This window comes from Streptomyces olivoverticillatus, from assembly GCF_014203555.1.
Lineage (GTDB): Bacteria > Actinomycetota > Actinomycetes > Streptomycetales > Streptomycetaceae > Streptomyces > Streptomyces olivoverticillatus.
The window spans coordinates 1069760-1092434 of the sequence record NZ_JACHJH010000002.1 but is presented as its reverse complement, the minus strand read 5'-3'; the positions used below and the strand labels follow the sequence as shown (position 1 = coordinate 1092434).

At 72.0% G+C, this 22675-nt stretch carries 21 protein-coding genes; 8 read left to right on the top strand and 13 right to left on the bottom strand.

Going from position 1 to position 22675, the window contains the following annotated elements; all coding sequences use genetic code 11:
- Positions 1 to 31: 31 nt before the first annotated feature.
- Positions 32 to 1084 carry an Rv2231c family histidinol phosphate aminotransferase CobC gene (cobC, locus tag FHS39_RS10290; RefSeq protein ID WP_045932612.1) on the top strand — a complete coding sequence of 351 codons (1053 nt, stop codon included), beginning with the start codon at positions 32 to 34 and terminating at the stop codon, positions 1082 to 1084.
- Between the two features lie 36 nt (positions 1085 to 1120).
- Here cobC and FHS39_RS10285 read toward each other — a convergent pair whose 3' ends face one another.
- The 3 genes from FHS39_RS10285 to FHS39_RS10275 all read right to left on the bottom strand — a co-directional run bounded on the left by FHS39_RS10285 (position 1121) and on the right by FHS39_RS10275 (position 4495).
- Positions 1121 to 2044: an SCO1860 family LAETG-anchored protein gene (locus tag FHS39_RS10285; RefSeq protein ID WP_184348868.1), complete on the bottom strand. Its 924-nt coding sequence runs from the start codon at positions 2042 to 2044 to the stop codon at positions 1121 to 1123.
- A 247-nt stretch (positions 2045 to 2291) separates the two neighbouring features.
- Positions 2292 to 3392 carry an amidohydrolase family protein gene (locus tag FHS39_RS10280; RefSeq protein WP_184348556.1) on the bottom strand — a complete coding sequence of 367 codons (1101 nt, stop codon included), beginning with the start codon at positions 3390 to 3392 and terminating at the stop codon, positions 2292 to 2294.
- A gap of 23 nt (positions 3393 to 3415) precedes the next feature.
- On the bottom strand, positions 3416 to 4495 hold the full coding sequence (locus tag FHS39_RS10275) for an aminotransferase class V-fold PLP-dependent enzyme (RefSeq protein WP_184348547.1): 1080 nt from the start codon (positions 4493 to 4495) through the stop codon (positions 3416 to 3418).
- A gap of 58 nt (positions 4496 to 4553) precedes the next feature.
- On the opposite strand from FHS39_RS10275, the gene FHS39_RS10270 reads away from it, so the two are divergent.
- The 4 genes from FHS39_RS10270 to FHS39_RS10255 all read left to right on the top strand — a co-directional run bounded on the left by FHS39_RS10270 (position 4554) and on the right by FHS39_RS10255 (position 8732).
- On the top strand, positions 4554 to 5207 hold the full coding sequence (locus tag FHS39_RS10270; RefSeq protein WP_184348545.1) for a class I SAM-dependent methyltransferase: 654 nt from the start codon (positions 4554 to 4556) through the stop codon (positions 5205 to 5207).
- 298 nt (positions 5208 to 5505) lie between these two features.
- Complete coding sequence (locus FHS39_RS10265; RefSeq protein ID WP_343069472.1) at positions 5506 to 6765, top strand: sensor histidine kinase; 1260 nt, start codon at positions 5506 to 5508, stop codon at positions 6763 to 6765.
- Positions 6762 to 7430 (top strand): response regulator transcription factor, encoded by a 669-nt coding sequence (locus FHS39_RS10260; RefSeq protein WP_184348543.1) that lies wholly within the window; start codon positions 6762 to 6764, stop codon positions 7428 to 7430. Before FHS39_RS10265 ends, FHS39_RS10260 begins: the two co-directional genes overlap by 4 nt.
- Positions 7431 to 7526: 96 nt before the next feature.
- Complete coding sequence (locus tag FHS39_RS10255; RefSeq protein WP_184348864.1) at positions 7527 to 8732, top strand: TerD family protein; 1206 nt, start codon at positions 7527 to 7529, stop codon at positions 8730 to 8732.
- 65 nt (positions 8733 to 8797) lie between these two features.
- Here the strand turns inward: FHS39_RS10255 and FHS39_RS10250 are convergent, their stop codons facing one another.
- Entirely contained in the window at positions 8798 to 10294 is a 1497-nt protein-coding gene (locus FHS39_RS10250; RefSeq protein WP_184348541.1) for a hypothetical protein, read from the bottom strand.
- A gap of 247 nt (positions 10295 to 10541) precedes the next feature.
- Here FHS39_RS10250 and FHS39_RS10245 point away from each other — a divergent pair, with 247 nt between their 5' ends.
- Both FHS39_RS10245 and dapA read left to right on the top strand, forming a co-directional pair.
- Positions 10542 to 12413 (top strand): endonuclease/exonuclease/phosphatase family protein, encoded by a 1872-nt coding sequence (locus tag FHS39_RS10245; RefSeq protein WP_184348539.1) that lies wholly within the window; start codon positions 10542 to 10544, stop codon positions 12411 to 12413.
- 110 nt (positions 12414 to 12523) lie between these two features.
- Positions 12524 to 13414, top strand: coding sequence for a 4-hydroxy-tetrahydrodipicolinate synthase (gene dapA / locus FHS39_RS10240; RefSeq protein ID WP_184348537.1), 891 nt, complete (start codon positions 12524 to 12526; stop codon positions 13412 to 13414).
- A 45-nt stretch (positions 13415 to 13459) separates the two neighbouring features.
- On the opposite strand, the gene dapD is transcribed toward dapA, so the two are convergent.
- Positions 13460 to 14449, bottom strand: a complete 990-nt coding sequence (dapD, locus tag FHS39_RS10235; RefSeq protein ID WP_184348535.1) for a 2,3,4,5-tetrahydropyridine-2,6-dicarboxylate N-succinyltransferase — start codon at positions 14447 to 14449, stop codon at positions 13460 to 13462.
- Between the two features lie 164 nt (positions 14450 to 14613).
- On the opposite strand from dapD, the gene FHS39_RS10230 reads away from it, so the two are divergent.
- The gene (locus FHS39_RS10230; RefSeq protein WP_184348533.1) at positions 14614 to 15861 is read left to right on the top strand and encodes a S8 family peptidase; all 1248 of its coding nucleotides are present in this window, start codon (positions 14614 to 14616) and stop codon (positions 15859 to 15861) included.
- A 102-nt stretch (positions 15862 to 15963) separates the two neighbouring features.
- Here FHS39_RS10230 and FHS39_RS10225 read toward each other — a convergent pair whose 3' ends face one another.
- From FHS39_RS10225 to FHS39_RS10190, 8 genes are all read right to left on the bottom strand, one after another.
- Complete coding sequence (locus FHS39_RS10225) at positions 15964 to 16302, bottom strand: metal-sulfur cluster assembly factor (RefSeq protein ID WP_045932602.1); 339 nt, start codon at positions 16300 to 16302, stop codon at positions 15964 to 15966.
- The gene (sufU, locus tag FHS39_RS10220) at positions 16299 to 16754 is read right to left on the bottom strand and encodes a Fe-S cluster assembly sulfur transfer protein SufU (protein WP_078847704.1); all 456 of its coding nucleotides are present in this window, start codon (positions 16752 to 16754) and stop codon (positions 16299 to 16301) included. The genes FHS39_RS10225 and sufU overlap by 4 nt, the downstream gene beginning before the upstream one ends.
- Positions 16755 to 16766: 12 nt before the next feature.
- The gene (locus FHS39_RS10215) at positions 16767 to 18020 is read right to left on the bottom strand and encodes a cysteine desulfurase (RefSeq protein ID WP_045932616.1); all 1254 of its coding nucleotides are present in this window, start codon (positions 18018 to 18020) and stop codon (positions 16767 to 16769) included.
- 2 nt (positions 18021 to 18022) lie between these two features.
- Positions 18023 to 18790, bottom strand: a complete 768-nt coding sequence (sufC, locus tag FHS39_RS10210) for a Fe-S cluster assembly ATPase SufC (RefSeq protein WP_045932604.1) — start codon at positions 18788 to 18790, stop codon at positions 18023 to 18025.
- A gap of 7 nt (positions 18791 to 18797) precedes the next feature.
- Positions 18798 to 19124, bottom strand: a complete 327-nt coding sequence (locus FHS39_RS10205; RefSeq protein ID WP_045932605.1) for a non-heme iron oxygenase ferredoxin subunit — start codon at positions 19122 to 19124, stop codon at positions 18798 to 18800.
- On the bottom strand, positions 19121 to 20302 hold the full coding sequence (sufD, locus tag FHS39_RS10200) for a Fe-S cluster assembly protein SufD (protein WP_184348531.1): 1182 nt from the start codon (positions 20300 to 20302) through the stop codon (positions 19121 to 19123). The genes FHS39_RS10205 and sufD overlap by 4 nt, the downstream gene beginning before the upstream one ends.
- 65 nt (positions 20303 to 20367) lie before the next feature.
- Complete coding sequence (gene sufB, locus FHS39_RS10195; protein WP_045932607.1) at positions 20368 to 21789, bottom strand: Fe-S cluster assembly protein SufB; 1422 nt, start codon at positions 21787 to 21789, stop codon at positions 20368 to 20370.
- Positions 21786 to 22568 (bottom strand): ArsR family transcriptional regulator, encoded by a 783-nt coding sequence (locus FHS39_RS10190; RefSeq protein WP_184348528.1) that lies wholly within the window; start codon positions 22566 to 22568, stop codon positions 21786 to 21788. Before FHS39_RS10190 ends, sufB begins: the two co-directional genes overlap by 4 nt.
- Positions 22569 to 22675: the final 107 nt, after the last annotated feature.

Below are 22675 nucleotides of genomic sequence, written 5' to 3'. Positions count from 1 at the left end.
GGACGTTGCGGCCCTCAGTACCGTCTATCGCATGCACAAGTCCACCGAGCCCGACCTGCGGCACCACGGCGACTCCGAAGTCCGCGGCATGGGCGCGGAATTGACGGACCTCGCCGTCAACGTGCGCTCCGGCACGCCGCCCCAGTGGCTGCGCGAGCGGATAGCCGACTCGCTCGGCACGCTGGCCGCCTACCCCGACGGCCGGGCCGCCCGGCGGGCGGTGGCCGAGCGGCACGGGCTGCCGGAGGAGCGGGTGCTGCTCACCTCCGGCGCGGCGGAGGCGTTCGTGCTGCTGGCCAGGGCGGTGCCGGCGCGGCGGCCGGTGGTGGTGCACCCGCAGTTCACCGAGCCGGAGGCCGCGCTGCGGGACGCCGGGCACAGCGTGGAGCGGGTGCTGCTGGACGCGGCGGACGGTTTCCGCTTCGACCCGCGGGCGGTGCCGGGCGACGCGGACCTGGTGATCGTCGGCAACCCGACCAACCCCACCTCCGTGCTGCACCCGGCCACCACCCTCGCCACGCTCGCCCGGCCCGGGCGGACGCTGGTGGTGGACGAGGCGTTCATGGACGCGGTGCCGGGCGAGCGCGAGTCGCTCGCCGCGCGGACCGATCTGCCGGGCCTGGTCGTCCTGCGCAGCCTCACCAAGACCTGGGGCCTGGCGGGGCTGCGCGTGGGCTACGTCCTGGCCTCGCCCGGCACGGTGGCCCGTCTGGAGCGGGCGCAGCCGCTGTGGCCGGTGTCCTCCCCGGCGCTGGCGGCGGCGGAGGCGTGCAGCACGCCCGAGGCGCTGGCGGAGGCCGAGGAGGCCGCGCGGGGGATCGCCGTGGACCGGGCCCATCTGCAGGCGCGGCTGGCGGAGTTCGAGCAGATCACGGTGTGCGGTCCGGCGGCCGGGCCGTTCCTGCTGATCCGCCTGGAGGGGGCCGCGGCCGTGCGGAGCCGGCTGCGCGGCCTGGGCTTCGCGGTCCGGCGGGGCGACACCTTCCCGGGCCTGGGCCCGGACTATCTGCGGCTGGCGGTCCGGGACCGGACGGTCACGGACCGCTTCGTCGCCGCCCTGGAGAAGGCGCTCGCGGACGGCTGAGCCCCGACCGGCCCGGCCGTCCGCTCCCCCGCCGCCTCAGCCGCGCTCGCGGGCGGACTTGCGGCGCCGTGCGGCGACGACCGCGCCGCCGCCCGCGACGACGAGCAGCCCGGCCGCCCCTGCGAGGTACGGGGTGGCGGAGGAGCCACCGGTCTCGGCGAGGTCCGTCTTCCCGGGCCGGGCGTCCGGGTGGGCGGCGGCCTGCTGTTTGACGTCCGTCCCCGTGCCGGGGGCCGCCGTACCGGAGGTGTCCTGGCCCGGCCCGGCCGGGGTCCGGCAGCCGGCCCGGACGAGCGTGACACGGCCTCGTACGTGGGCGACGCCCAGCTTGAGGGGGTCGACGTCGACGTCCAGGTCCAGTGCGGTGGCCGCCGCCGTGCTCGAGGTGATGGCGGTCCTGGACAGGTCGAGCCGTACGTCGCCGACACCGGGCACGGAGACCTTGGTGGTGCCCGCGGTGGTGACCGTGACCTTCTTGCCGAGCACCGAGACGCTGCCGAGCACGTTGGAGGAGGCGGTGGGCTTCTTGCCCGCCTCGCACACCGCTTCCGAGGTGACCTGGCGGACCTCGATCAGCGAGAGCAGCGGCAGTCCGGGGACGTGCACCTTGGCGTGGACGAGGTTGGCGTAGCCCTTGGCCGCGCGGTGGTCGGCGGTGGCACGGGCGGTGGCGGTCTCGGCGCTCAGGATGCTGACGGGCTTGCCCGCCTCGACGCCGTCGAGGGTGACGGTGAGCGCCGTCTTGTCCGCGTCGGCCGGTGCGTGGACGTCGTTGAGCGTGGCGTTGACGGGCACGCGGGCGGTGCCGCCGAGCAGGGAGACGTCGAGGCCGGTGCGCAGGACGGTCGCGTCAGCCGTGCCGTCGTCGGTGGCGTGGGCGGGCGCCGCCGCCAGGGCCAGCGCGGTGGCGGTGACCGTCGCGGAGGTGACGGCCGCGGCCGCGAGCCTGCGTGCGGGCATGCCGAAGGAAGAGCCGGTGGTGCTGAACACGTGTGTGGAACCCCCACGGGAGAAAGGAGCCGCCGGCGCACCAATGGGGGACATCGCGCGCCGGCGGCCTCGACTCCGCAATGTTCGAGGCGCGGGATGATGAACGGACAGTATCCCGGCGTCAGTTCACTCCAAAGGATGGGTTTCGCATCTGTATTCGACTAAAGAGGCGCAGAGATGGTTTCCCGCCACCCTCACCCCACGGGAGCGGCGCGGTTCAGCTCACCACGCGGCCGCGCAGCACCACCCTGCGGGGCGTGCCCAGGACCCGGACGTCCGCCCGCGGGTCGGCGTCGTAGACGACGAAGTCCGCCGGAGCGCCCTCTTCCAGACCCGGCCGGCCCAGCCACTCCCGCGCGCCCCAGGCCGTCGCCGCGAGCGCGGCGGATGCCGGGATGCCCGCCTTGACCAGCTCCGCCACCTCCTGGGCGACCAGGCCGTGCGGCAGCGAGCCGCCCGCGTCGGTGCCGACGTAGACCGGGATCCCGGCGTCGTAGGCGGCCCGCACGGTCTCGTAGCGGCGCGCGTGCAGCCGGCGCATATGGTCGGCCCAGCGGGGGAACTTGCCCTCGCCCCGCTCGGCGAGCTTGGGGAAGGTGGCGATGTTGACCAGCGTCGGCACGATCGCCACCCCGCGCTCGGCGAACAGCGGAATCGTCTCCTCGGTCAGCCCGGTGGCGTGCTCGATGCAGTCGATGCCCGCCTCCACCAGCGGCGCGAGCGACTCCTCGGCGAAGCAGTGCGCGGTGACGCGCGCGCCCAGCCGGTGGGCCTCGGCGATCGCCGCCTCGACCTCGCCGCGCGGCCAGCACAGGCCCAGGTCGCCGGTCTCGCGGTCTATCCAGTCGCCCACCAGCTTGACCCAGCCGTCGCCGCGGCGCGCCTCCCGCGCCACGTACGCCACCAGGTCCGCGGGCTCGATCTCATGGGCGTAGTTGCGGATGTAACGGCGGGTGCGGGCGATGTGGCGGCCGGCGCGGATGATGCGCGGCAGGTCCTCGCGGTCGTCGATCCAGTGCGTGTCGGAGGGCGAGCCCGCGTCCCGCAGCAGCAGCGCCCCGGCGTCGCGCTCGGTCAACGCCTGCTTCTCGCTCGTCGATTCGTCGACCGCGCCGTGCGCGTCGAGCCCCACGTGGCAGTGCGCGTCCACCAGGCCGGGCAGCACCCAGCCCTCGACGGTGGTGACGTCCCGCGCCCCGCCCGGCCGGTCGAAGGTGATCCGCCCGCCGACCACCCACAGCTCGTCGCGCACCCCGTCCACCGGGTCCGCGCCGACGAGAATGCGTCCCTTGATGTGCAGCACCGCTTCGTCGTCCATGGGGGCACTGTACGAGCCCGCCGTCAGGTGCCGGCGATCACCTCCAGGAGCCGGTCCACGTCAGCGGCGGTGTTGTAGAGGTGGAAGGCGGCGCGCAGGCCGCCGGCCCGGCTGCTGACGCGTACGCCCGCTGCCGCCAGCCGCCCGGCGGCGGTGCCGAGCCCGGGGACGGCGACGATCGCGGAGCCGGGGGCCGGTACGGGCGTGCGGCCGAGGTCCGCGAGCCCCGCGCGGAAGCGGTCGGCGAGGGCGACGTCGTGGCGGCCGATGCGCTCGACGCCGAGCTCCTCGACGAGGGCGAGGGAGTGCCGGGCGCCCACGTAGGAGAAGAAGGCGGGCGTCTCGTCGAAGCGGCGCGCGCAGTCCGCGAGGCGGGTCACCTGCCCGTAGCAGCTGCCCCAGGGGTCCTCGCCCGCGACCCAGCCTGCGAAGACGGGGGTGAGCCCGCCGAGGTCCTCGGGGACGACGAGGAAGGAGGTGCCCTTGGGGGCGAGCAGCCACTTGTAGCCCACGACGAGGGTGAAGTCGTACGCCCCGGCGTCGAGGGGCAGCCAGCCGGCGGACTGGCTGGCGTCGACGAGGGTGCGGGCGCCGTGGGCACGGGCGGCGGCCGCGATCCGGTCGAGGTCGGCGAGCCGCCCGTCGGCGGACTGGACGGCGCTGACGGCGACGAGGGCGGTGCCGGGCCGGACGCCGTCGGCGAGCCGCTCCAGCGGGACGGTGCGCACCCGCAGGTCCGGCCGGACGTGGAAGGGGTTGACGAGGGAGGCGAAGTCGCCGTCGGCGACGAGGACTTCGGATCCGGCGGGCAGGGACTGGGCGATCAGGCCAGTGTGCACAGCGGCCGATGCGGAGATCGCGACCCGGCCGGGCGCCACTCCCACCAGGCGGGCGAAGCGGGCGCGGGCGTCGGCGGCGGCCTCGAAGTAGCCGCCGACGGTGGCCGTGCCGCGGGAGGCGGCCGTCAGGGCCGAGGTGATGGCGGTGACGGCCTCTGCGGGCGGCAACCCGGCGGAGGCGGTGTCGAGATAGGCGGTCTCGGGGGCGAAGTGCCCGGGGGCAAGCCCCTTTTCACATCCCTCACTCGCGCTTATACTCGTCATTTCCTCACTATGCGGGTGCGGCGCCGCTACCGGTAGCACCGCGGCGTACCGTACGGCCATGACGCACTCCGCCGGCACGGACGGCTACTGGGAGACCACCGGTGCGGACCGCACCTTCACGCACGCGCTCGACCGGGAGCTGCTCTCCCTCCATGTCCCCCTGAACGCACGGGTGCTGGACTACGGCTGCGGCTACGGACGGCTGCTGGCGGAGCTCGACGCGCTGGGCCACGCGGACGTGCAGGGTGTGGAGCCGTCGGCGGCGCTCGTCGCCCGGTGCCGCAAGGAGAACCCGGGGCTGCGCATCACCCGTGCCGAGTCGCTGCCGCTGCCCTTCGCGGAGGCGTCGTTCGACGCGGCCCTGCTCTTCGCCGTGCTGACGTCCGTCCCGCAGGAGGAGGAGCGCGAGCGTGCGGTCGCGGAGCTGGCGCGGCTGGTGCGTCCGGGCGGGGTGCTGTACGTCAGCGACGTGCCGCTGCAGACCGACGAGGCCAGCATCGAGCGCTACCGCACGGGTGAGGCGGAGACCGGGGTGTACGGCACGTTCCGCATGCCCGACGGCGGGGTGTTCGTGCACCAGCGGCCGGAGGACTTCCACGCGCTGCTGGAGCGGCACGGCTTCGCGGTGGCGGAGGAACGGCAGGACGTCACGCCCACGCTGCACGGGGGCACGAACGTGCGGCTCCAGATCGTGGCACGGCGCGGCCGCTGAGCTGCGCGGAGATCCTTGAGGCGGAGGCCGCGGCGATCGCGTCTGGCGCGAGGACGAGAGGCGTCTCCGCCGTACGGCGGAGACGGTTCGCCGTACGGGCCGAGGCGCGGGGCGGCGCCGGACGGGAGGCTGTGCGTATGAGCCGTACGAGACAGCCTCCGCCCCCGAAGTCCGGGATGCGACGGGCCCACGGCGCCGCGTGCCCGCCAGCGTCCGTCGCCTACGCTGGGCGAATGATGTCCGGTACCTGCCAGGCGGCCCCGCGCGCCGCGCGCCCGCGCGTCCCCGCCGGTGCCCGGTGACGGGCGCACGCCGGCGGCAGGCGCTGACGCGGTGGACGCATCTGCTGCTGGGCGGCGCACTGTTGATGCCGTACTACCTGCTGGCCAATGTGCTCGTGTCGTTCTTCGTGCCCACCGGGAACGTGTTCGCCCTCCCCACGGTGACCTGGCAGATCGCCACCCCCCTGATGGCGCTCGTGCCCGCGGCGATCACGGCGCTGTCGCCCATGACCCGGCCCCTGGAGGTCACCGCCGCACGGGCGTTGTGCGACATCCCCGGTGCCGAGCTGGCCTCCGGCCCCGCCGAGTCCTGGGCCGCGCGCGGCCGCGCGGCCGCCTGGTACACCCTGCACCTGGGGGTCGGCGGCGTCGTCAGCGGCATCTCGCTGGCGGCACCGCCCGCGGCCCTGATGCTGCTGATCCTGCCGCTCATCCGCTCGTCCGAGCGCCTGAAGGAGGCGGGCTGGGTCCAGTTCTTCGCCGGGTCGCGGCAGCTGCTGGCGCCGTTCTGCGGCCTGGCGCTGTTCGGGCTGGTCGTGGCCGTCTCGTGGGCGGCCGGTGCGCTGCTGGCCCGCTGTGCGCCCGTCCTTCTGGGCCCGACGGCCGCCGACCGGCTCGCGGCCGCCGAACAGCACGCCATGCGGCTGGCGTTGCGCAACAGGCTGGCCCGCGAGCTGCACGACTCGGTGGGGCACGCCCTGAGCGCGGTGACCTTGCAGGCCGGTGCCGCGCGCAGGGTCCTCGACAGCGACCCGGCCTTCGCCCGGCAGGCCCTGCTGGCCATCGAGGAGACGACGCGCGATGCGGTGGGCGAACTCGACACGGTGCTGGGGCTGCTGCGCGAGGACGGCACCGCGTCCACCGCCCCCGCGCCGACCCTCTGCGATCTGGACGCGCTGCTGGCCCGTACCCGCGCGGCGGGCGGCACCGTCACTTTCACGACCGGCACCGCGCTGGACCGGATACCGCCGGTCGTCTCCCGCGAGGCCTACCGGATCGTGCAGGAAGGACTCGGCAACGCGCTGCGCCACGCGGGACGGGTACCGGTGCAGCTGGACATCGCCGTACGTCAAGAGGACTTGGAGGTCACTGTGGAGAACCCCCTCGGCACGGAACCCCCGGCCGTCGCCGGCTCCGCGCGCCGGACCGGCGGCGGGCACGGGCTGCGCGGCATCGCCGAGCGCGCCCGGCTGCTGCGCGGCGACAGCGACTGGGGCGAACGGGACGGCGTGTGGCGGCTGTCGGTACGGCTGCCCCTGGGAGGCGGAGCGAGATGACGGACACGCCGATACGGATCGTCCTCGCCGACGACGAGCACCTCGTACGCACCGCCCTGCGCGCCATCCTCGGCGCCGAAGCGGACCTGGAGGTGGTCGGCGAGGCCACGACGGGCGCCGAGGCGGTGTCGCTCGTCCGCGCCCTGCGCCCCGACATCGTGCTGATGGACGTGCGGATGCCGGACGTCGACGGCATCCGCGCCACCGAGCAGATCCTGGCCGGGGTCGACCCCCCGCCGCGCATCATCGTCGTCACCACCTTCGAGAACGACAGCTACGTCTACGACGCGCTGCGGGTGGGCGCGCGGGGCTTCCTGCTCAAGCGCTCGGGCGCCGACGAACTCGTGCAGGCCGTACGGATGATGGCGCACAGCGACTCGCTGCTCTTCCCCGCGGCGGTGCGGGAGCTGGCCGCGGCCCACGCCGGGCGGGGCACGCCGCAGGCGGGGGCGGCGGGGCTCCAAGCGCGGCTGTCGGAGCGGGAGGCGGAGGTGCTGCGGCTGATGACGAAGGGCCTGTCGAACGCGGAGATCGCCCAGCGGCTCATGCTGGGCCCGGCGACGGTCAAGACGCATGTGGCGAGCGTGCTGGCCAAGCTGGGTGTGCGGGACCGCACGCAGGCGGTCATCGCCGCGTACGAGTGCGGGTTCGTCGCGCCGAGGTGAGCGCGGCACTCCGTGTTCGAATACCCCGGGGCGGATTCGGCCTTCCGGTCATGGAACCGTAAAGCCGGACCGCTCGTTATCCGGGGCATGACCGCTATGACACCTGGCTCGAACATCCCGCTCTCCGTCACCCGTGTGACGGTGGACGTCACCGCTCCGGTGCGGCTCGACGTCTCGGGCCTGCTGCTCACCGCCGACGGCAAGGTGCGCTCCGACGCCGACTTCGTCTTCTACAACCAGCCCAGCGGCCCCGGCGTCGCGCACCGCGCCGCGAGCGGCGCCTCGCCCGACGCGATCACCGTCGACACCTCGGCCGTCCCGGAGGACATCGAGAAGATCGTGGTCACGGCCAGCCCGGACGCCCAGGGCGCCACCTTCGCGGGGATCGAGCCCACCGCGACCGTGCGCGGCGCGGACGACGGCGCGGTGCTCGCCACCTTCACGCCGCCCCGGCTGGCCACGGAGACGGCACTGGTGATCGTGGAGGTCTACCGGCGCAACGGCGCGTGGAAGGTCCGCGCGGTCGGCCAGGGTTATGCGAACGGGCTGGCCGGGATCGCCACGGACTTCGGGGTGAGCGTCGAGGAGCCCGCGGCGGCCCCCGTGCCCGCAGCTCCGATGGCTGCCCCTGCCATCCCTGCCGCGCCCGCGATGCCTGCTGCTGCACCCGCGATGCCTGCCGCGCCCGCGGTGCCGCCCCCGCCTGCCGCTCCCCCCGCCGCCGGGAAGATCAGCCTGGACAAGGGCCGGGTGAGCCTGCAGAAGAACCAGACGGTGTCGCTCGTCAAGGGTGGCCGGCCGCTGACCCGCTCGGTGACGATGGGCCTGGGCTGGGAGCCCGCCTACAGCAGCCGCGCCATCGACCTCGACGCCTCGGTCATCGCCTTCGGCCCCGACCGCAACATGATCGACGCCTGCTACTTCGGCCGCCTGATGATCCTGAACGGCACCGTCCAGCACTCCGGCGACAACCTCACCGGCGAGGGCTCCGGCGACGACGAGTCCATCACCGTCCACCTGGGCGGGCTGCCGCCGGAGGTCACGGGCCTGGTCTTCACGGTCAGTTCGTTCAACGGCCAGAAGTTCACGGAGGTCGCCAAGGCCTACTGCCGCCTGCTGGACGCCCAGACCGGCGAGGAGCTCGTCCGCTTCGACCTCACCGGCTCCGAGTCCACGACGGGCGTGCTCATGTGCAAGTTCATCCGCCAGTACACCGGCGAGTGGGAGATGACGGCCATGGGTGACTACGTCAAGGCGAAGACCGTGCGCGACCTGGTGCAGCCCGCGGCCCAGTCGCTGTAACCCTCCCGCGCCATACGGGCCGGGCGCTGCCGGCCCGTACGGCCACGGGGGATCCGTGAAGTCCCTCAGGCGCGCGAGCGCGCCTTGAAGGCCGCCTTGCGCGCCTGCTTGGCCACCTTCTTGTCCGGGTGCAGCCGTCCCATCGCCTCCAGGACGTCCGCGGTGGCCGGGTGGTCGCAGCGCCACGCCGAGTCGAAGAAGCCGCTGTGCCCGCCGACCAGGCCCTCCACCAGCTCGCGCAGCTCCTCCGAGTCGCCCTCGCCCGCCAGTTGTGCCGCGATCGTGTCGATGGTCAGCCAGAACACCATGGCCTCCCCCGGCTCGGGGACGTCCGTGGCGCCGTGCTCGGCCAGCCACACCCGCGCCAGCCCGCCCAGCTGGGGGTCGTCGAGGACCTCGCGCAGCGCGGGCTCCGCCTCGGATCCCAGCAGCGAGAGCGCCTGCTGGCACACCAGGCGCCGCCCGGGGGCGTCCTCGTCGTCGCCGCGCGCCGCGGCCAGCAGCTCGCGGGCGGCGTCCAGCGGCGCCCGCCGCCCCAGCCACAGCTCCGTCTCGGCGTGGGCCGCGGGCGCGGGGTGTCCGGGCAGCGCGTCGAGCAGGGCGTCCGCCCCCTTGTCGGCGAGGTCGCCGACCAGCGGCACGTCGATGCCCGCGTCCAGCATCCGGGCGCGGACCGCGAAGAGGCCGAGCGGGGTGAGGGCCACCATGCCGTAGCGGGTGACGTCCTCCTCCTCCGGCACGTCGGAGATCACCCCGTCGACGGACTCGCGGATGTGGCCCTCGCCGTCGACCTCCTCGATGAGCGCCTCGTCGACGGGCTGGTAGGCCAGCAGGCCGGTCGGCGCGAGCACCCGGAACTGGTCGTCCAGGCGCATCATCGCGTCCGAGACCTCTTCGAGGACGTCGTCCGTCGGCTCGTCCATGTCGTCCGGGACGATCATGGAGGCGGCGAGCGCGGGAAGCGGCACGGGCCGCTCCGTCGAACCCTCGCCCACGGCGGTCAGCAAGTAGAGGTTGCCGAGGACGCCGTCGAGGAAGTCCGCCTCCTCCTCCGGGTTCCAGTCGAGCGCGTCGATGTCGAGCTCGCCCTCGACCGAGGTGAGCTGGTCGGCGAGTTCGCTCAGGTCCGGCGCGGCGGCGTCGGCCAGGACGGTCTCCAGGCCGGCCAGCCACAGCTCCAGGACGTCCTGCGGGCTGCCGGAGGTGAGCACGGCCAGCTCCTCGCCCGCCGCGGCCGTTCCCGCCGGCCCCTCGGCCTCCGCGCCCTCCCCCTCTTCCTCCTCATGCTCGGTGAACTCGACCAGGCCGGTGTCCAGCGCGAGCTGCCACGCCTCGGCGGCGTAGGCCGGCCCGTCCTCGTCGTCCGCCAGCTCCAGCAGGCCCGCGGCCGTGGCCAGTTGATCGGCGAGCAGACCGCCGTCGATGCCGACCGGCATGCCCTCACCGGCCCAGCGGGCGAGCTTCACGGCGCGGGCGAACAGCGGTGCGGACAGCGCGTCCCGCGCGAGCTCCGCATCGGAGGGCAGCCGCACCGGCGGCATGGTCGGACGGTCTCCGGACATCAGGGGGGTCATCTCCTCGTTGGCGGCGCACGCCGGGCGTGGTGGATCAGTGACGCACGGCCCAAGCCTAGACGTGTTTCGTCCCCTGCCACCCGGTTCACGAATCCGTCGCCCGCCGTATACCCACGGGCCCTTGACAACTGCCATGGACACGCAAGAGATTGACGCGCGTAGATCATTCAGCCGAAACGCACCGTACGTTTTCGGCGGATCGCACCAAAGCACAGCACCTTCACGCACCACCCCCATGCAGGTCCCACCACTCCACCCGGAGGCTTCCGTGCCCACTAGCCGTCCCACCCCGCACAGACGCTCCGCGTCCACCGGCGCCGTCATAGCCGTCGCGCTCGCGGCCGGACTGCTCGCCCCCGCCCAGTCCGCGAGCGCCGAAGGCACCGGCGTGCGGATCCACGACATCCAGGGCACCACCCGGATATCCCCGCTCGCCGGACACCAGGTGAAGGACGTCCCCGGCATCGTCACCGCCGTCAAGGCCTTCGGCCCGGCCCGCGGCTTCTGGTTCCAGGACCCCAACCCGGACGACAACCCGGCCACCAGCGAGGGCATCTTCGTCTTCACCGGCTCCACCACCCCGGCCGTCGCCGCGGGCGACTCCGTACTCGTCTCCGGCACGGTCGGCGAGTACTACCCGGGCGGACAGGACGCGGGCCTGCAGTCGGTCACCCAGCTGACCAAGGCCGCCTGGACCGTGCAGTCCTCCGGCAACGCCCTGCCCGCCGCCGTCAAGCTGCGCCCCTCCGCCGTCCCGGCCCGCTACGCCCCGGACGTGCACGGCTCCATCGAGAAGCTGCCGCTCAAGCCGGACCGTTACGCCCTGGACTACTTCGAGTCCCTGGAGGGCATGCGGGTCTCCGTCGACAACGCCCCCGTCGTCGGCCCCACCAACCCGCACAACGAGCTGTGGGTCACCGCCGACCCCCGCCACGACCGCACCGCGCGCGGCGGGACGCTCTACGGCTCGTACCGCGACCCGAACTCCGCCCGGGTGAAGGTCGCCTCGCTGATCCCCTTCAAGCAGCGCCCCTTCCCGGTCGCGAACGTCGGCGACGAGCTGACCGGCACCACCGCGGGCCCGCTGGACTACGACAACTTCGGCGGCTACACCCTCCAGGCCACCGAACTGGGCACGCTCGCCGACCACAAGCTCGCCCGCGAGAGCACCCGCAAGCAGAAGAACGACGAGCTGGCCGTCGCCACCTACAACCTGGAGAACCTCTCCCCCAAGGCTCCGCAGGCCAAGTTCGACCGGCTGGCGGGCGCGCTGGTGCACAACCTCGCCGCGCCCGACATCGTCGCCCTGGAGGAGGTCCAGGACGACGACGGCGCGACAGACGACGGCGTGGTGGACGCCGGGCAGACGCTGAAGAAGCTCACCGACGCCATCGCGGCGGCCGGCGGTCCGGCCTACCAGTGGCGGCAGATCAACCCCGTCAACGACCAGGACGGCGGCCAGCCGGGCGGCAACATCCGCACGGCCTTCCTCTTCAACCCCGCCCGCGTCTCTTTCACGGACACGCCCGGCGGTGACTCCACCACGCCGGTGCGGGTCCTGCGCGAGGGCGGCAAGGCGAAGCTGTCCGCCTCCCCCGGCCGCGTCCAGCCGGCCGACGCGGCCTGGAAGACCAGCCGCAAGCCGCTGGCGGGCCAGTTCACCTTCCGGGGCAAGGACGTCTTCGTCGTCGCCAACCACTTCAACTCCAAGGGCGGCGACCAGGGCCTCGACAGCCGCATCCAGCCCCCGGCTCGCACCTCCGAGGTGCAGCGCAACCAGCAGGCGCGGATCGTCAACACCTTCGTCAAGCAGCTCCTGGCGGTCGACAAGAACGCCAACGTGATCGTCGCCGGCGACCTCAACGACTACCAGTTCTCGTCCGCCCTGAAGACCCTCACGTCGGGCGGCGTACTCACCGACCAGGTCGGCCGACTGCCGAAGAAGGAGCGTTACGGCTACGTCTACCAGGGCAACTCCCAGGTGCTCGACCACATCCTGACGAGCCGTCACATCAGCCGCCCGGATTACGACATCGTGCACATCAACGCGGAGTTCGCCGACCAGGCCAGCGACCACGACCCGCAGGTGCTGCGCTGGAAGCCGTAGCAACTCTTAGCGATTTCAGCGAGAACAATTAAATAGACCTGTACGGTCGAGGGGGCCCAGACTTCATGGAGTCCGTATGAGCCCGATACACACTTCCGGAGTGTGAACGCATGCCGTCCACCAGCCCCTTCGGCCGTACCCTCTGCGCGATGGTCACCCCCTTCACCTCCGAGGGGGGACTCGACCTCGACGGCGCACAGCGCCTCGCCGACCACCTCGTCACGCACGGCGGCTGCGACGGGCTCGTGCTGAGCGGCACCACGGGCGAATCCCCCACCACGAGCGACGTGGAGAAGACCGCGCTCATCAGGGCCGTCGTCGAGGCCGTCGGGGACCGGGCCCGGATCACCGCGGGCATCGGCTCGGCCGACACCCGGCACACGGCCACGCTGGCCCGCGCCGCCGAGACGGCGGGCGCGCACGGCGTGCTGGTGGTGACGCCGTACTACAGCAAGCCGCCGCAGGAGGACATCGCCGAGCACTTCCGCACCGTCGCCGACGCGAGCGGCCTGCCGGTGATGCTGTACGACATCCCCGGCCGCACCGGCACCCGCATCGAGCCCGAGACGATGCTGCGCCTCGCCGAACACCCGCGCATCGCCGGGGTGAAGGACTGCGCGTACGACCTGCTGGGCAGCTCGCACGTCATCGCACAGACGGACCTCGCCTACTACTCCGGCTGCGAGGAACTCAACCTTCCGCTGCGGGCGGTGGGCGGGACCGGCTACATCAGCACGGTCGCGAACGTGGCGGGCTCGCTGCTGGCGGCCGTCCTCGACACCTTCGACCGCGGCGCGAACGCCGAGGCCACGGCGCTCCACCAGCGGGCGCTGCCGCTGGTCCGGGAAATGATGGCCGCAGGCCTGCCGGGCACGGTCACGGCAAAGGCACTGCTGGGCACCCTGGGCCTCCCGGCGGGCCGGGTCCGCCCGCCCCTACGGGCGGCGGACCCGGCCCGCACCAAGGCACTCATGGCGGCCTACGAAGCCGCCACCGCCTAGGACGAGCCCGACGCTGTGGGGCCGCAGGCAAGCGGCCCCGCAGGGTCAGTTGTGGCTGTGCAGGACCTCGTTCAGGCCGCCCCACGTGCTCTTGTACGGGCGGGCCTCGACGGCGCCCGTGGTGGAGTTGCGGCGGAAGAGGATGTTGTCGGCGCCGGAGAGTTCCAGTGCCTTGACGATCTCGCCGTCCGGCAGGGTGACCCGGGTGCCCGCGGTCACGTACAGGCCGGCCTCGACGACGCACTCGTCGCCCAGCGCGATGCCGATGCCGGACTCGGCGCCGAGCAGGCAGCGCTCGCCGATCGCGATGATCTGCTTGCCGCCGCCGGAGAGGGTGCCCATGGTGGAGGCGCCGCCGCCGATGTCGGAGCCGTCTCCGATGACGACGCCCGCGCTGATGCGGCCCTCGATCATGGAGGTGCCCAGCGTGCCGGCGTTGAAGTTGACGAAGCCCTCGTGCATGACGGTGGTGCCGGGGGCGAGGTGCGCGCCGAGGCGGACCCGGTCGGCGTCGGCGATGCGGACGCCGGAGGGGGCCACGTAGTCGGTCATGCGGGGGAACTTGTCGACACTGGTCACCTGCAGGTGCAGGCCCTCGGCACGGGCGTTGAGACGCACGGTCTCCAGCTGGTCGACGGCGACGGGGCCGAGCGACGTCCAGGCGACGTTGGCGAGCAGGCCGAAGATGCCGTCCAGGTTCTGGCCGTGCGGCTTGACCAGGCGGTGGGAGAGCAGGTGCAGACGCAGGTAGGCATCGTGCGCGTCGAGCGGCTTGTCGTCGAGCGAGGCGATGACCGTGCGGACGGCCACCACGTTGACACCGCGGCGCGGGTCCGGGCCGACGGCCTTGAGGGCGGCCTCGCCGAGCAGCTCGGCGGTCAGGTCGGCGGTGAGCGTCTCGGTGCCGGCCGGGCCGGGGGCCGGGCCGAGTTCGGGGGCCGGGAACCAGGTGTCGAGGACGGTACCGTCCGCGGCGAGCGTGGCGAGGCCGGCGGCGACGGCGCCGGTGGTACGGGGGGCAACAGCATCGGTCATGCCCGAAAACCTAACCGCAGCCGGTGCCTCAAGGCGAACCGGCCACCGGACGGACGCGCGGCGCCACGTTTGGCCCGCCGCCGGTGGTGTGAGGCGCCTACGGGACGTATCCAGGTGAGTACGGCTCGTCATCGAGCGACCGACGACGGAAACGGGAACCGCACATGAAACGGCTCGCCCGCTATGCCACCGCGGCGCTGATCTTCCTCGCCCCGCTGGCCCCGATGGCACCACTGGCGGCGGCTACGGCCTCCTCGGCCGAGCCCGACCCGGTGAAGAGCCACTCGCTGGCACCGCTCCACAAGACCTCGGGGCACTCCATACCCGGGCACTACATCGTGATCCTGCGCCAGGGCGCCGCGATCCCGCGGTCGCTGGCGTCCCGGCTGGGGGTGACCCCCGACATCGTCTACTCGCACGCCATCCACGGCTTCGCGGCCACGCTGACGCCGGCGCAGCTGGAGGCCGTGCGCAAGGCGCCCGACGTCGAGTCCGTCGAGGAGGACGCGGTGTTCAAGGCCTCGCAGGACGCGCCGCGGGCCCGGGGGCCGTCGGCTCAGTGGCCGCGGGAGATCACGGACGCCTGGGGCCTGGACCGCATCGACCAGAAGAAGCTGCCGCTGGACGGGCAGTTCGACGTCGCCGGTACGGGTGAGGGCGTGACCGCCTTCATCGTGGACACCGGCATCGACTACTCCCACGCCGAGTTCGGCGGCCGCGCCAAGCCGGGCGTCGACCTCGTCGACGCCTCGGGCGACGGCCGGGACTGCCCCGGGGGCACCGGCCACGGCACGCACGTGGCGGGCATCGTCGGCGGCGCGCAGCACGGCGTGGCCCGGAAGGCGTCGCTGGTCAGCGTGCGCGTCCTGGACTGCAACGGCGACGCCCCGACGTCCCGCTTCGTGAGCGGCCTGGACTGGGTGGCGTCGAACGTCCCCCAGGCTCCCGCGGTCCTCAACGCCTCGGTGAACGGCCCCCTGTCGCCCGCGACGAACAGCTCGGTGAGCGCCGTGGCCACCAAGGGCATCCTCCCGGTCGTCGCGGCCGGCAACGACAACGCCGACGCCTGCCTGAACTCCCCGGCGAGCGCGAAGGGCGCACTGCCCGTCGAGGCGACCAACCGGCTGGACCAGCTGTCGGCCTTCAGCAACTGGGGTTCGTGCGTCAAGCTCGCGGCCCCCGGCGAGGACATCCCCTCGGCCCTGAACGGCGGCGGCACCGTCACCAAGAGCGGCACCTCCCAGGCGTCCCCGCACGTAGCGGGCGTGGCGGCCCTCTACAAGCAGCGGAACCCCTCGGCGTCCCCGTCCGCGGTCGCCGGCTGGCTGGAAGACCGGTCCACCAAGAACGTCCTGACGGGCCTGCGCGGCGCGGGCACCCCCAACAAGCTGCTGTACACCGACGGCCTTTAAGACGAACCTGTGAGGCGGCGGACACAACGAAGGCCCCCGGCATGATGCCGGGGGCCTCGCCGAAAGCGACCGCGTCAAGCCGCGTCAGACCACGTCGGAACGTCAGACGTTGAAGCCCAGCGCCCGGAGCTGCTCGCGGCCCTCGTCGGTGATCTTGTCCGGGCCCCACGGGGGCATCCAGACCCAGTTGATGCGCAGTTCGTTGACGATGCCTTCGGTGGCGGACTTCGCCTGGTCCTCGATGACATCGGTCAGCGGGCAGGCCGCGGACGTCAGGGTCATGTCGAGGGTGGCGATGTTCGCGTCGTCGATGTGGATGCCGTAGATGAGGCCGAGGTTGACGACGTCGATGCCCAGCTCGGGGTCGACCACGTCGTAGAGGGCCTCGCGGACCTCTTCCTCCGTGGCCGGCTTGGTGGTGGTCTCAGCGTTCTCGCTCATGCGGTCTTCCCTTCGGACAGCGCTTTGGCCGTCGCGTCCTTCCACGCCATCCAGCTCAGCAGAGCACACTTCACGCGCGCCGGGTACTTGGAGACGCCGGCGAACGCGACCGCGTCCTCCAGCACCTCCTCCATCGCGTCGTCCGGCTCGATGCGGCCCTTGGACTGCATCAGCTCCAGGAAGGTCTCCTGGATGCGGCGGGCCTCGTCGAGGTCCTTGCCGACGAGCAACTCGTTGAGGACGGAGGCGCTGGCCTGGCTGATGGAGCAGCCCTGGCCCTCGTAGGAGACGTCCTCGATCGTCTCGCCGGCGAGCCGCACGCGCAGTGTGATCTCGTCGCCGCAGGTGGGGTTGACGTGGTGCACTTCGGCATCGCCGTCCCGCAGGCCGCGCCCGTGCGGATTCTTGTAGTGGTCCAGGATGACGTCCTGGTACATGGAATCAAGCTTCACAGTCAGCCCTCGTCACCCGAAGAAGTTCCGTACGTGCTCCAGGCCCTCGATCAGCGCGTCGACCTCGCCGGGGGTGGAGTACAGGTAGAACGACGCTCGCGTGGTCGCCGGAATTCCGTAGCGCAGGCAGACGGGGCGGGCGCAGTGGTGGCCCACCCGGACCGCGATGCCCTGCTCGTCGAGGACCTGGCCCACGTCGTGCGGGTGGATGTCGCCGAGCGTGAAGGAGACGGCGGCGCCGCGGTCCTCAGCCGTGGTGGGGCCGATGATGCGCAGGTCGGGGACCTCCTGGAGCCTGCGGATCGCGTATTCCGTGATCGCGTGCTCGTGCCGGGCGATGTTCTCCATGCCGATCGAGGTGAGGTAGTCCACGGCCGCGCCGAGGCCGACGGCCTGGGCGATCGGGGGCGTACCGGCCTCGAACTTGTGCGGCGCGGGGGCGTAGGTGGAGGAGTGCATCGAGACGGTCTCGATCATCTCGCCGCCGCCGAGGAACGGCGGGAGGTCCTCCAGCAGCTCCTGGCGGCCCCACAGGACGCCGATGCCGTCCGGGCCGCACATCTTGTGGCCGGTGAAGGCCACGAAGTCGGCCTGCAGGGCCTGGACGTCCAGCGGCATGTGCGGGGCGGCCTGGGAGGCGTCGATGACGACGAGCGCACCGACCTCCTGGGCGCGGCGGACGATCGCCTCGACGGGGTTGACCGTGCCCAGGATGTTGGAGACCAGCACGAAGGAGACGACCTTGGTCTTCTCGGTGATGATCTCTTCGATGTTGGACAGGTCGAGCCGGCCGTCGTCGGTGAGGCCGAACCACTTCAGCTTCGCGCCCGAGCGCTGCGCGAGCAGCTGCCACGGCACGATGTTGGAGTGGTGCTCCATCTCCGTGATGACGATCTCGGTGTCGTGGTCCACCCGGTAGGGCTCGTCGGCCCAGGCGAGCATGTTCGCCACGAGGTTGAGCGACTCGGAGGCGTTCTTGGTGAAGATCACCTCGTCGCGGCTGGGGGCGTTGACGAAGGCGGCGACCTTGTCGCGGGCGCCCTCGTAGAGCGCCGTGGCCTCCTCGGCGAGCACGTGCACGCCGCGGTGGACATTGGCGTTGTGCCGCTCGTAGTGCGCGTTGAGCACGTCGAGGACCTGGCGCGGCTTCTGGGAAGTGGCCGCGTTGTCCAGGTAGACGAGCTTCTTCCCGTCGTGGACCACGCGGTCCAGGATCGGGAAGTCCTTGCGGATCGCGTCGGTGTCGAGGAGGCCCGGCAGCAGTATGGTCACGCCGTTACGCCACCCTTCGTCACATAGGCCTCGTAGCCCTCTTCCTCCAGCTTGTCGGCGAGCTCGGCGCCGCCGGACTCGGCGATGCGGCCGTTCGCGAAGACGTGCACGAAGTCGGGCTTGATGTAGCGCAGGATGCGCGTGTAGTGCGTGATCAGCAGGGTGCCGACCTCGCCGGTCTCGCGGACGCGGTTGACGCCCTCGGAGACGATGCGCAGCGCGTCGACGTCCAGGCCGGAGTCGGTCTCGTCGAGGATGGCGATCTTCGGCTTGAGCAGCTCGAGCTGGAGGATCTCGTGGCGCTTCTTCTCACCGCCGGAGAAGCCCTCGTTGACGTTGCGCTCGGCGAAGGCGGGGTCCATCTGGAGACGCTCCATGGCTCCCTTGACCTCCTTCACCCAGGTGCGCAGCTTGGGGGCCTCGCCGCGGACGGCGGTGGCGGAGGTGCGCAGGAAGTTGGAGACCGAGACTCCGGGGACCTCGACCGGGTACTGCATGGCGAGGAAGACGCCGGCGCGGGCGCGCTCGTCGACGGACATCTCCAGGACGTTCTCGCCGTCCAGGGTGACGGTGCCGCCGGTGATCGTGTACTTGGGGTGGCCGGCCAGGGAGTACGCCAGGGTCGACTTGCCGGAGCCGTTGGGGCCCATGATGGCGTGGGTCTCGCCCTGCTTCACGGTCAGGTCGACGCCGCGCAGGATCTCCCGGGGGCCGTTCTCGGCCTCGACGGAGACGTGCAGGTCGTGGATCTCAAGCGTTGCCATGGGGAACTCAGGACTCCTGGGTGACGGAGACGAGCACGTCGTCCCCTTCGATCTTGACGGGGTATACGGGGACGGGGCGCGTGGCGGGGAGGCCGGAGGGCTTTCCGGTGCGCAGGTCGAAGCGGGAGCCGTGCAGCCAGCACTCGATGGCGCAGTCCTCCACCTCGCCCTCGGACAGCGAGACGTTCGCGTGCGAGCAGATGTCGTTGACCGCGAACACCTCGCCCTCGGTCTTGACGAGGGCGACGGGGGTGCCGTCGAGCTCGACTCGCTTGGGGGTGTCCTCTTCCAGCTCGCTCAGCGCGGCAGCGCGGACGTAGGTCGTTTCGCTCATGCCACCGACGCCCCCAGCTCGGCCTCGATCTTGGCGAGGAGGCGCTCTTCGACGTCCGGCAGGCCGATCTGCTGGACGAGCTCGGCGAAGAAGCCGCGGACGACCAGCCGGCGGGCCTCGTCGGCGGGGATGCCGCGGGCCATCAGGTAGAACAGCTGCTCGTCCTCGAAGCGGCCGGTCGCCGAGGCGTGTCCGGCGCCGACGATCTCACCGGTCTCGATCTCCAGGTTGGGGACCGAGTCGACCCGGGCGCCGTCGGTGAGCACCAGGTTGCGGTTGAGCTCGTAGGTGTCGGTGCCCTCGGCCTCGGCGCGGATGAGCACGTCGCCGATCCAGACGGCGTGCGCGTCCTTGCCCTGCAGCGCGCCCTTGTAGGCGACGTTGCTGCGGCAGTGCGGGGTGTCGTGGTCGACGAAGAGGCGGTGCTCCTGGTGCTGGCCGCGGTCGGTGAAGTACAGACCGTAGAGCTCGGCCTCGCCGCCGGGGGCGCCGTAGACGACCCGGGGGTGGAGGCGGACCAGGTCGCCGCCGAAGGTGACGATCACGGACTTGAAGGAGGCGTCGCGGCCGACGAGCGCGGTGTGCTGCGCGGCGTGCACGGCGCTCGCGTCCCAGTCCTGGACGGAGACGACGGTGAGCTTGGCGCCGTCGCCGAGCAGGTACTCGACGTTGGCGGCGAGCGTGGCGTCACCGGTGTGGTCGAGGACGACGACGGCCTCGGAGAAGGCGCCGACCTCCACGACCTGGTGGCCGAAGGCGACGCCGCCCTCGCCGTGCACGGAGATCCGCACCGGCTCGGTGAGCTGCGTCTCCTTGGGGATCGAGACGACCGAGGCCTTCTCGAAGGAGCTGTAGGCCTGGGCGGCGACCCGGTCGACCGGCTTGCCCGCCTTGCCGAGCCGGGCGTCGTCCCGGCCGACGGTCTCCACGGTGACGCCTTCGGGGGCCTCGACCTCGACCTTCACACCTGCGCCGGTGGCCACTGCCGTGCCGTCGTGCAGACCGCGCAGGCGCTCCAGCGGGGTGAACCGCCACTCCTCCTCGCGGCCGTGCGGCACGGGGAAGTCCGCCACGTCGTACGAGGCGGGGGCGCTGACCCGCGCGTCGATGGGCTGCTTGGGCCCGCCCACCTGGATGGCGCCGTCGGTCGTGCTGCCGGCGGGAGTGTTGTCAGCCATGGCTGTCGTCGTGCTCTCTTCCTGTCACAAAGGGTTCGCTGCGGTTGGGGGTGGCGGGACCGACGTCAGCCGACCGCGCCTTCCATCTGCAGCTCGATCAGCCGGTTGAGCTCCAGCGCGTACTCCATCGGCAGCTCACGGGCGATCGGCTCGACGAAGCCGCGCACGATCATCGCCATGGCCTCGAACTCCGTCAGACCGCGGCTCATCAGGTAGAAGAGCTGGTCGTCGCTGACCTTGGAGACGGTCGCCTCGTGGCCCATGGAGACGTCGTCCTCGCGGACGTCGACGTAGGGGTAGGTGTCCGAGCGGGAGATGGTGTCCACCAGCAGCGCATCGCAGAGCACGTTCGACTTGGAGCCATGGGCGCCCTCGCCGATCTCGATCAGGCCCCGGTAGGAGGTCCGGCCGCCGCCTCGCGCCACCGACTTGGAGACGATGTTGGAGGAGGTGTTCGGCGCCATGTGGACCATCTTCGCGCCGGCGTCCTGGTGCTGGCCCTCGCCGGAGAAGGCGATGGAGAGGGTCTCGCCCTTGGCGTGCTCGCCCATCAGGTAGACAGCCGGGTACTTCATGGTCACCTTGGAGCCGATGTTGCCGTCGACCCACTCCATGGTCGCGCCCTCGTAGGCCACGGCGCGCTTGGTGACCAGGTTGTAGACGTTGTTCGACCAGTTCTGGATCGTCGTGTAGCGGCAGCGGCCGCCCTTCTTGACGATGATCTCCACGACGGCGCTGTGCAGCGAGTCGGAGGAGTAGATCGGGGCGGTGCAGCCCTCGACGTAGTGGACGTAGGCGTCCTCGTCGACGATGATCAGCGTCCGCTCGAACTGGCCCATGTTCTCCGTGTTGATACGGAAGTAGGCCTGGAGCGGGATGTCGACGTGGACACCCTTCGGGACGTAGATGAAGGAGCCACCGGACCACACGGCGGTGTTCAGCGAGGCGAACTTGTTGTCGCCGACGGGGATCACCGTGCCGAAGTACTCCTGGAAGATCTCCGGGTGCTCCTTGAGCGCGGTGTCGGTGTCCAGGAAGATGACGCCCTGCTCCTCCAGGTCCTCGCGGATCTGGTGGTAGACGACCTCGGACTCGTACTGCGCGGCGACACCGGCGACCAGGCGCTGCTTCTCGGCCTCGGGGATACCCAGCTTGTCGTACGTGTTCTTGATGTCCTCGGGCAGGTCCTCCCAGCTGGCGGCCTGCTTCTCCGTGGAACGCACGAAGTACTTGATGTTGTCGAAGTCGATGCCGGTCAGGTCGGAGCCCCAGGTCGGCATGGGCTTCTTGTCGAAGAGCCGGAGGCCCTTGAGGCGGAGCTTGAGCATCCACTCGGGCTCGGACTTCTTGGCCGAGATGTCACGGACGACGTCCTCGGAGAGGCCACGCTTCGCCGCGGCACCGGCCTCGTCGGAGTCGGCCCAGCCGTATTCGTACGTGCCCAGGCCCTCGAGCTCAGGGTGGGCAGTCTCCGTGGGGAGAGTCATGCGGGGTTCCTCCCGGCCGTGCTGGTGGATGCGGTGGTGGTCTTCTTGGGGATGAACGTCGTGCACACGCCGTCGCCGTGGGCGATGGTGGCAAGACGCTGCACATGAGTCCCCAGCAGGCGGGAGAAGACCTCGGTCTCCGCCTCGCACAGCTGCGGGAACTGCTCGGCGACATGGGCAACCGGGCAGTGGTGCTGGCAGAGCTGTTCGCCGACCGGTGCGCTACGCGCCGTAGCAGCGTACCCGTCCGCGGTCAATGCCCGGGCGAGGGCCTCCGTGCGGTCCTGCGGCGGCACGGCGTCCAGCGCCTCGCGGTAGGCCTCGGCCTGGGCGGCCATCCGGGCCCGCGCGAAGTCCGCGACCGCGGCCTCGCCCCGCTCGCCGCCGCCCGCGGACTCGGCGATCCAGCGCATGGCGTCCTGGGCGAGCTTGTCGTACGCCTGGTCGAAGGCGTCCCGGCCGCAGTCGGTGAGCGCGAACATCTTGGCCGGGCGGCCGCGGGTACGGGCGCCGTAGACGCGCTTCTCGCGGGGCTCGACGACACCCTCGGCGACGAGGCCGTCGAGGTGGCGGCGGACGGCCGCCTGGGTGAGCTCCAGGCGCAGCGCGAGCTCGGCGGCGGTGGAAGGGCCGTGGTCGAGGATGGACCGGGCGACGCGATTGCGGGTGCCGGACTGCTCGTCGTGGACACGGTGCTCATCGCGTGCGGGCAGCGGCGACGCGCCCTCGGCGGCCGGGTCGGCCGCGGGGCCTCGGTGAGCCTCGCCCGCGTATTTCACAACACCATTGTTGCGTAATTGCCCGAGCCCGGACAAGCCCGGCCTGGATCACCCAACGGTGGTTTCAGTCACTAAGGGTCACCTAACCGCCCTACCCGCCGGGCCCG

What these genes read in the sequence shown, in the direction of transcription:
- dapA (WP_184348537.1), top strand. Translation starts at nt 12,524, where the DNA reads ATGCCGTCCACCAGCCCCTTCGGCCGTACCCTCTGCGCGATGGTCACC.
- dapD (WP_184348535.1), bottom strand. Translation starts at nt 14,449, where the DNA reads ATGACCGATGCTGTTGCCCCCCGTACCACCGGCGCCGTCGCCGCCGGC.
- FHS39_RS10230 (WP_184348533.1), top strand. Translation starts at nt 14,614, where the DNA reads ATGAAACGGCTCGCCCGCTATGCCACCGCGGCGCTGATCTTCCTCGCC.
- FHS39_RS10260 (WP_184348543.1), top strand. Translation starts at nt 6,762, where the DNA reads ATGACGGACACGCCGATACGGATCGTCCTCGCCGACGACGAGCACCTC.
- FHS39_RS10205 (WP_045932605.1), bottom strand. Translation starts at nt 19,124, where the DNA reads ATGAGCGAAACGACCTACGTCCGCGCTGCCGCGCTGAGCGAGCTGGAA.
- FHS39_RS10255 (WP_184348864.1), top strand. Translation starts at nt 7,527, where the DNA reads ATGACACCTGGCTCGAACATCCCGCTCTCCGTCACCCGTGTGACGGTG.
- FHS39_RS10225 (WP_045932602.1), bottom strand. Translation starts at nt 16,302, where the DNA reads ATGAGCGAGAACGCTGAGACCACCACCAAGCCGGCCACGGAGGAAGAG.
- sufD (WP_184348531.1), bottom strand. Translation starts at nt 20,302, where the DNA reads ATGGCTGACAACACTCCCGCCGGCAGCACGACCGACGGCGCCATCCAG.
- FHS39_RS10250 (WP_184348541.1), bottom strand. Translation starts at nt 10,294, where the DNA reads ATGTCCGGAGACCGTCCGACCATGCCGCCGGTGCGGCTGCCCTCCGAT.
- cobC (WP_045932612.1), top strand. Translation starts at nt 32, where the DNA reads ATGCACAAGTCCACCGAGCCCGACCTGCGGCACCACGGCGACTCCGAA.
- FHS39_RS10275 (WP_184348547.1), bottom strand. Translation starts at nt 4,495, where the DNA reads ATGACGAGTATAAGCGCGAGTGAGGGATGTGAAAAGGGGCTTGCCCCC.
- FHS39_RS10245 (WP_184348539.1), top strand. Translation starts at nt 10,542, where the DNA reads ATGCAGGTCCCACCACTCCACCCGGAGGCTTCCGTGCCCACTAGCCGT.
- FHS39_RS10270 (WP_184348545.1), top strand. Translation starts at nt 4,554, where the DNA reads ATGACGCACTCCGCCGGCACGGACGGCTACTGGGAGACCACCGGTGCG.
- FHS39_RS10285 (WP_184348868.1), bottom strand. Translation starts at nt 2,044, where the DNA reads ATGCCCGCACGCAGGCTCGCGGCCGCGGCCGTCACCTCCGCGACGGTC.
- sufC (WP_045932604.1), bottom strand. Translation starts at nt 18,790, where the DNA reads ATGGCAACGCTTGAGATCCACGACCTGCACGTCTCCGTCGAGGCCGAG.
- sufB (WP_045932607.1), bottom strand. Translation starts at nt 21,789, where the DNA reads ATGACTCTCCCCACGGAGACTGCCCACCCTGAGCTCGAGGGCCTGGGC.
- FHS39_RS10280 (WP_184348556.1), bottom strand. Translation starts at nt 3,392, where the DNA reads ATGGACGACGAAGCGGTGCTGCACATCAAGGGACGCATTCTCGTCGGC.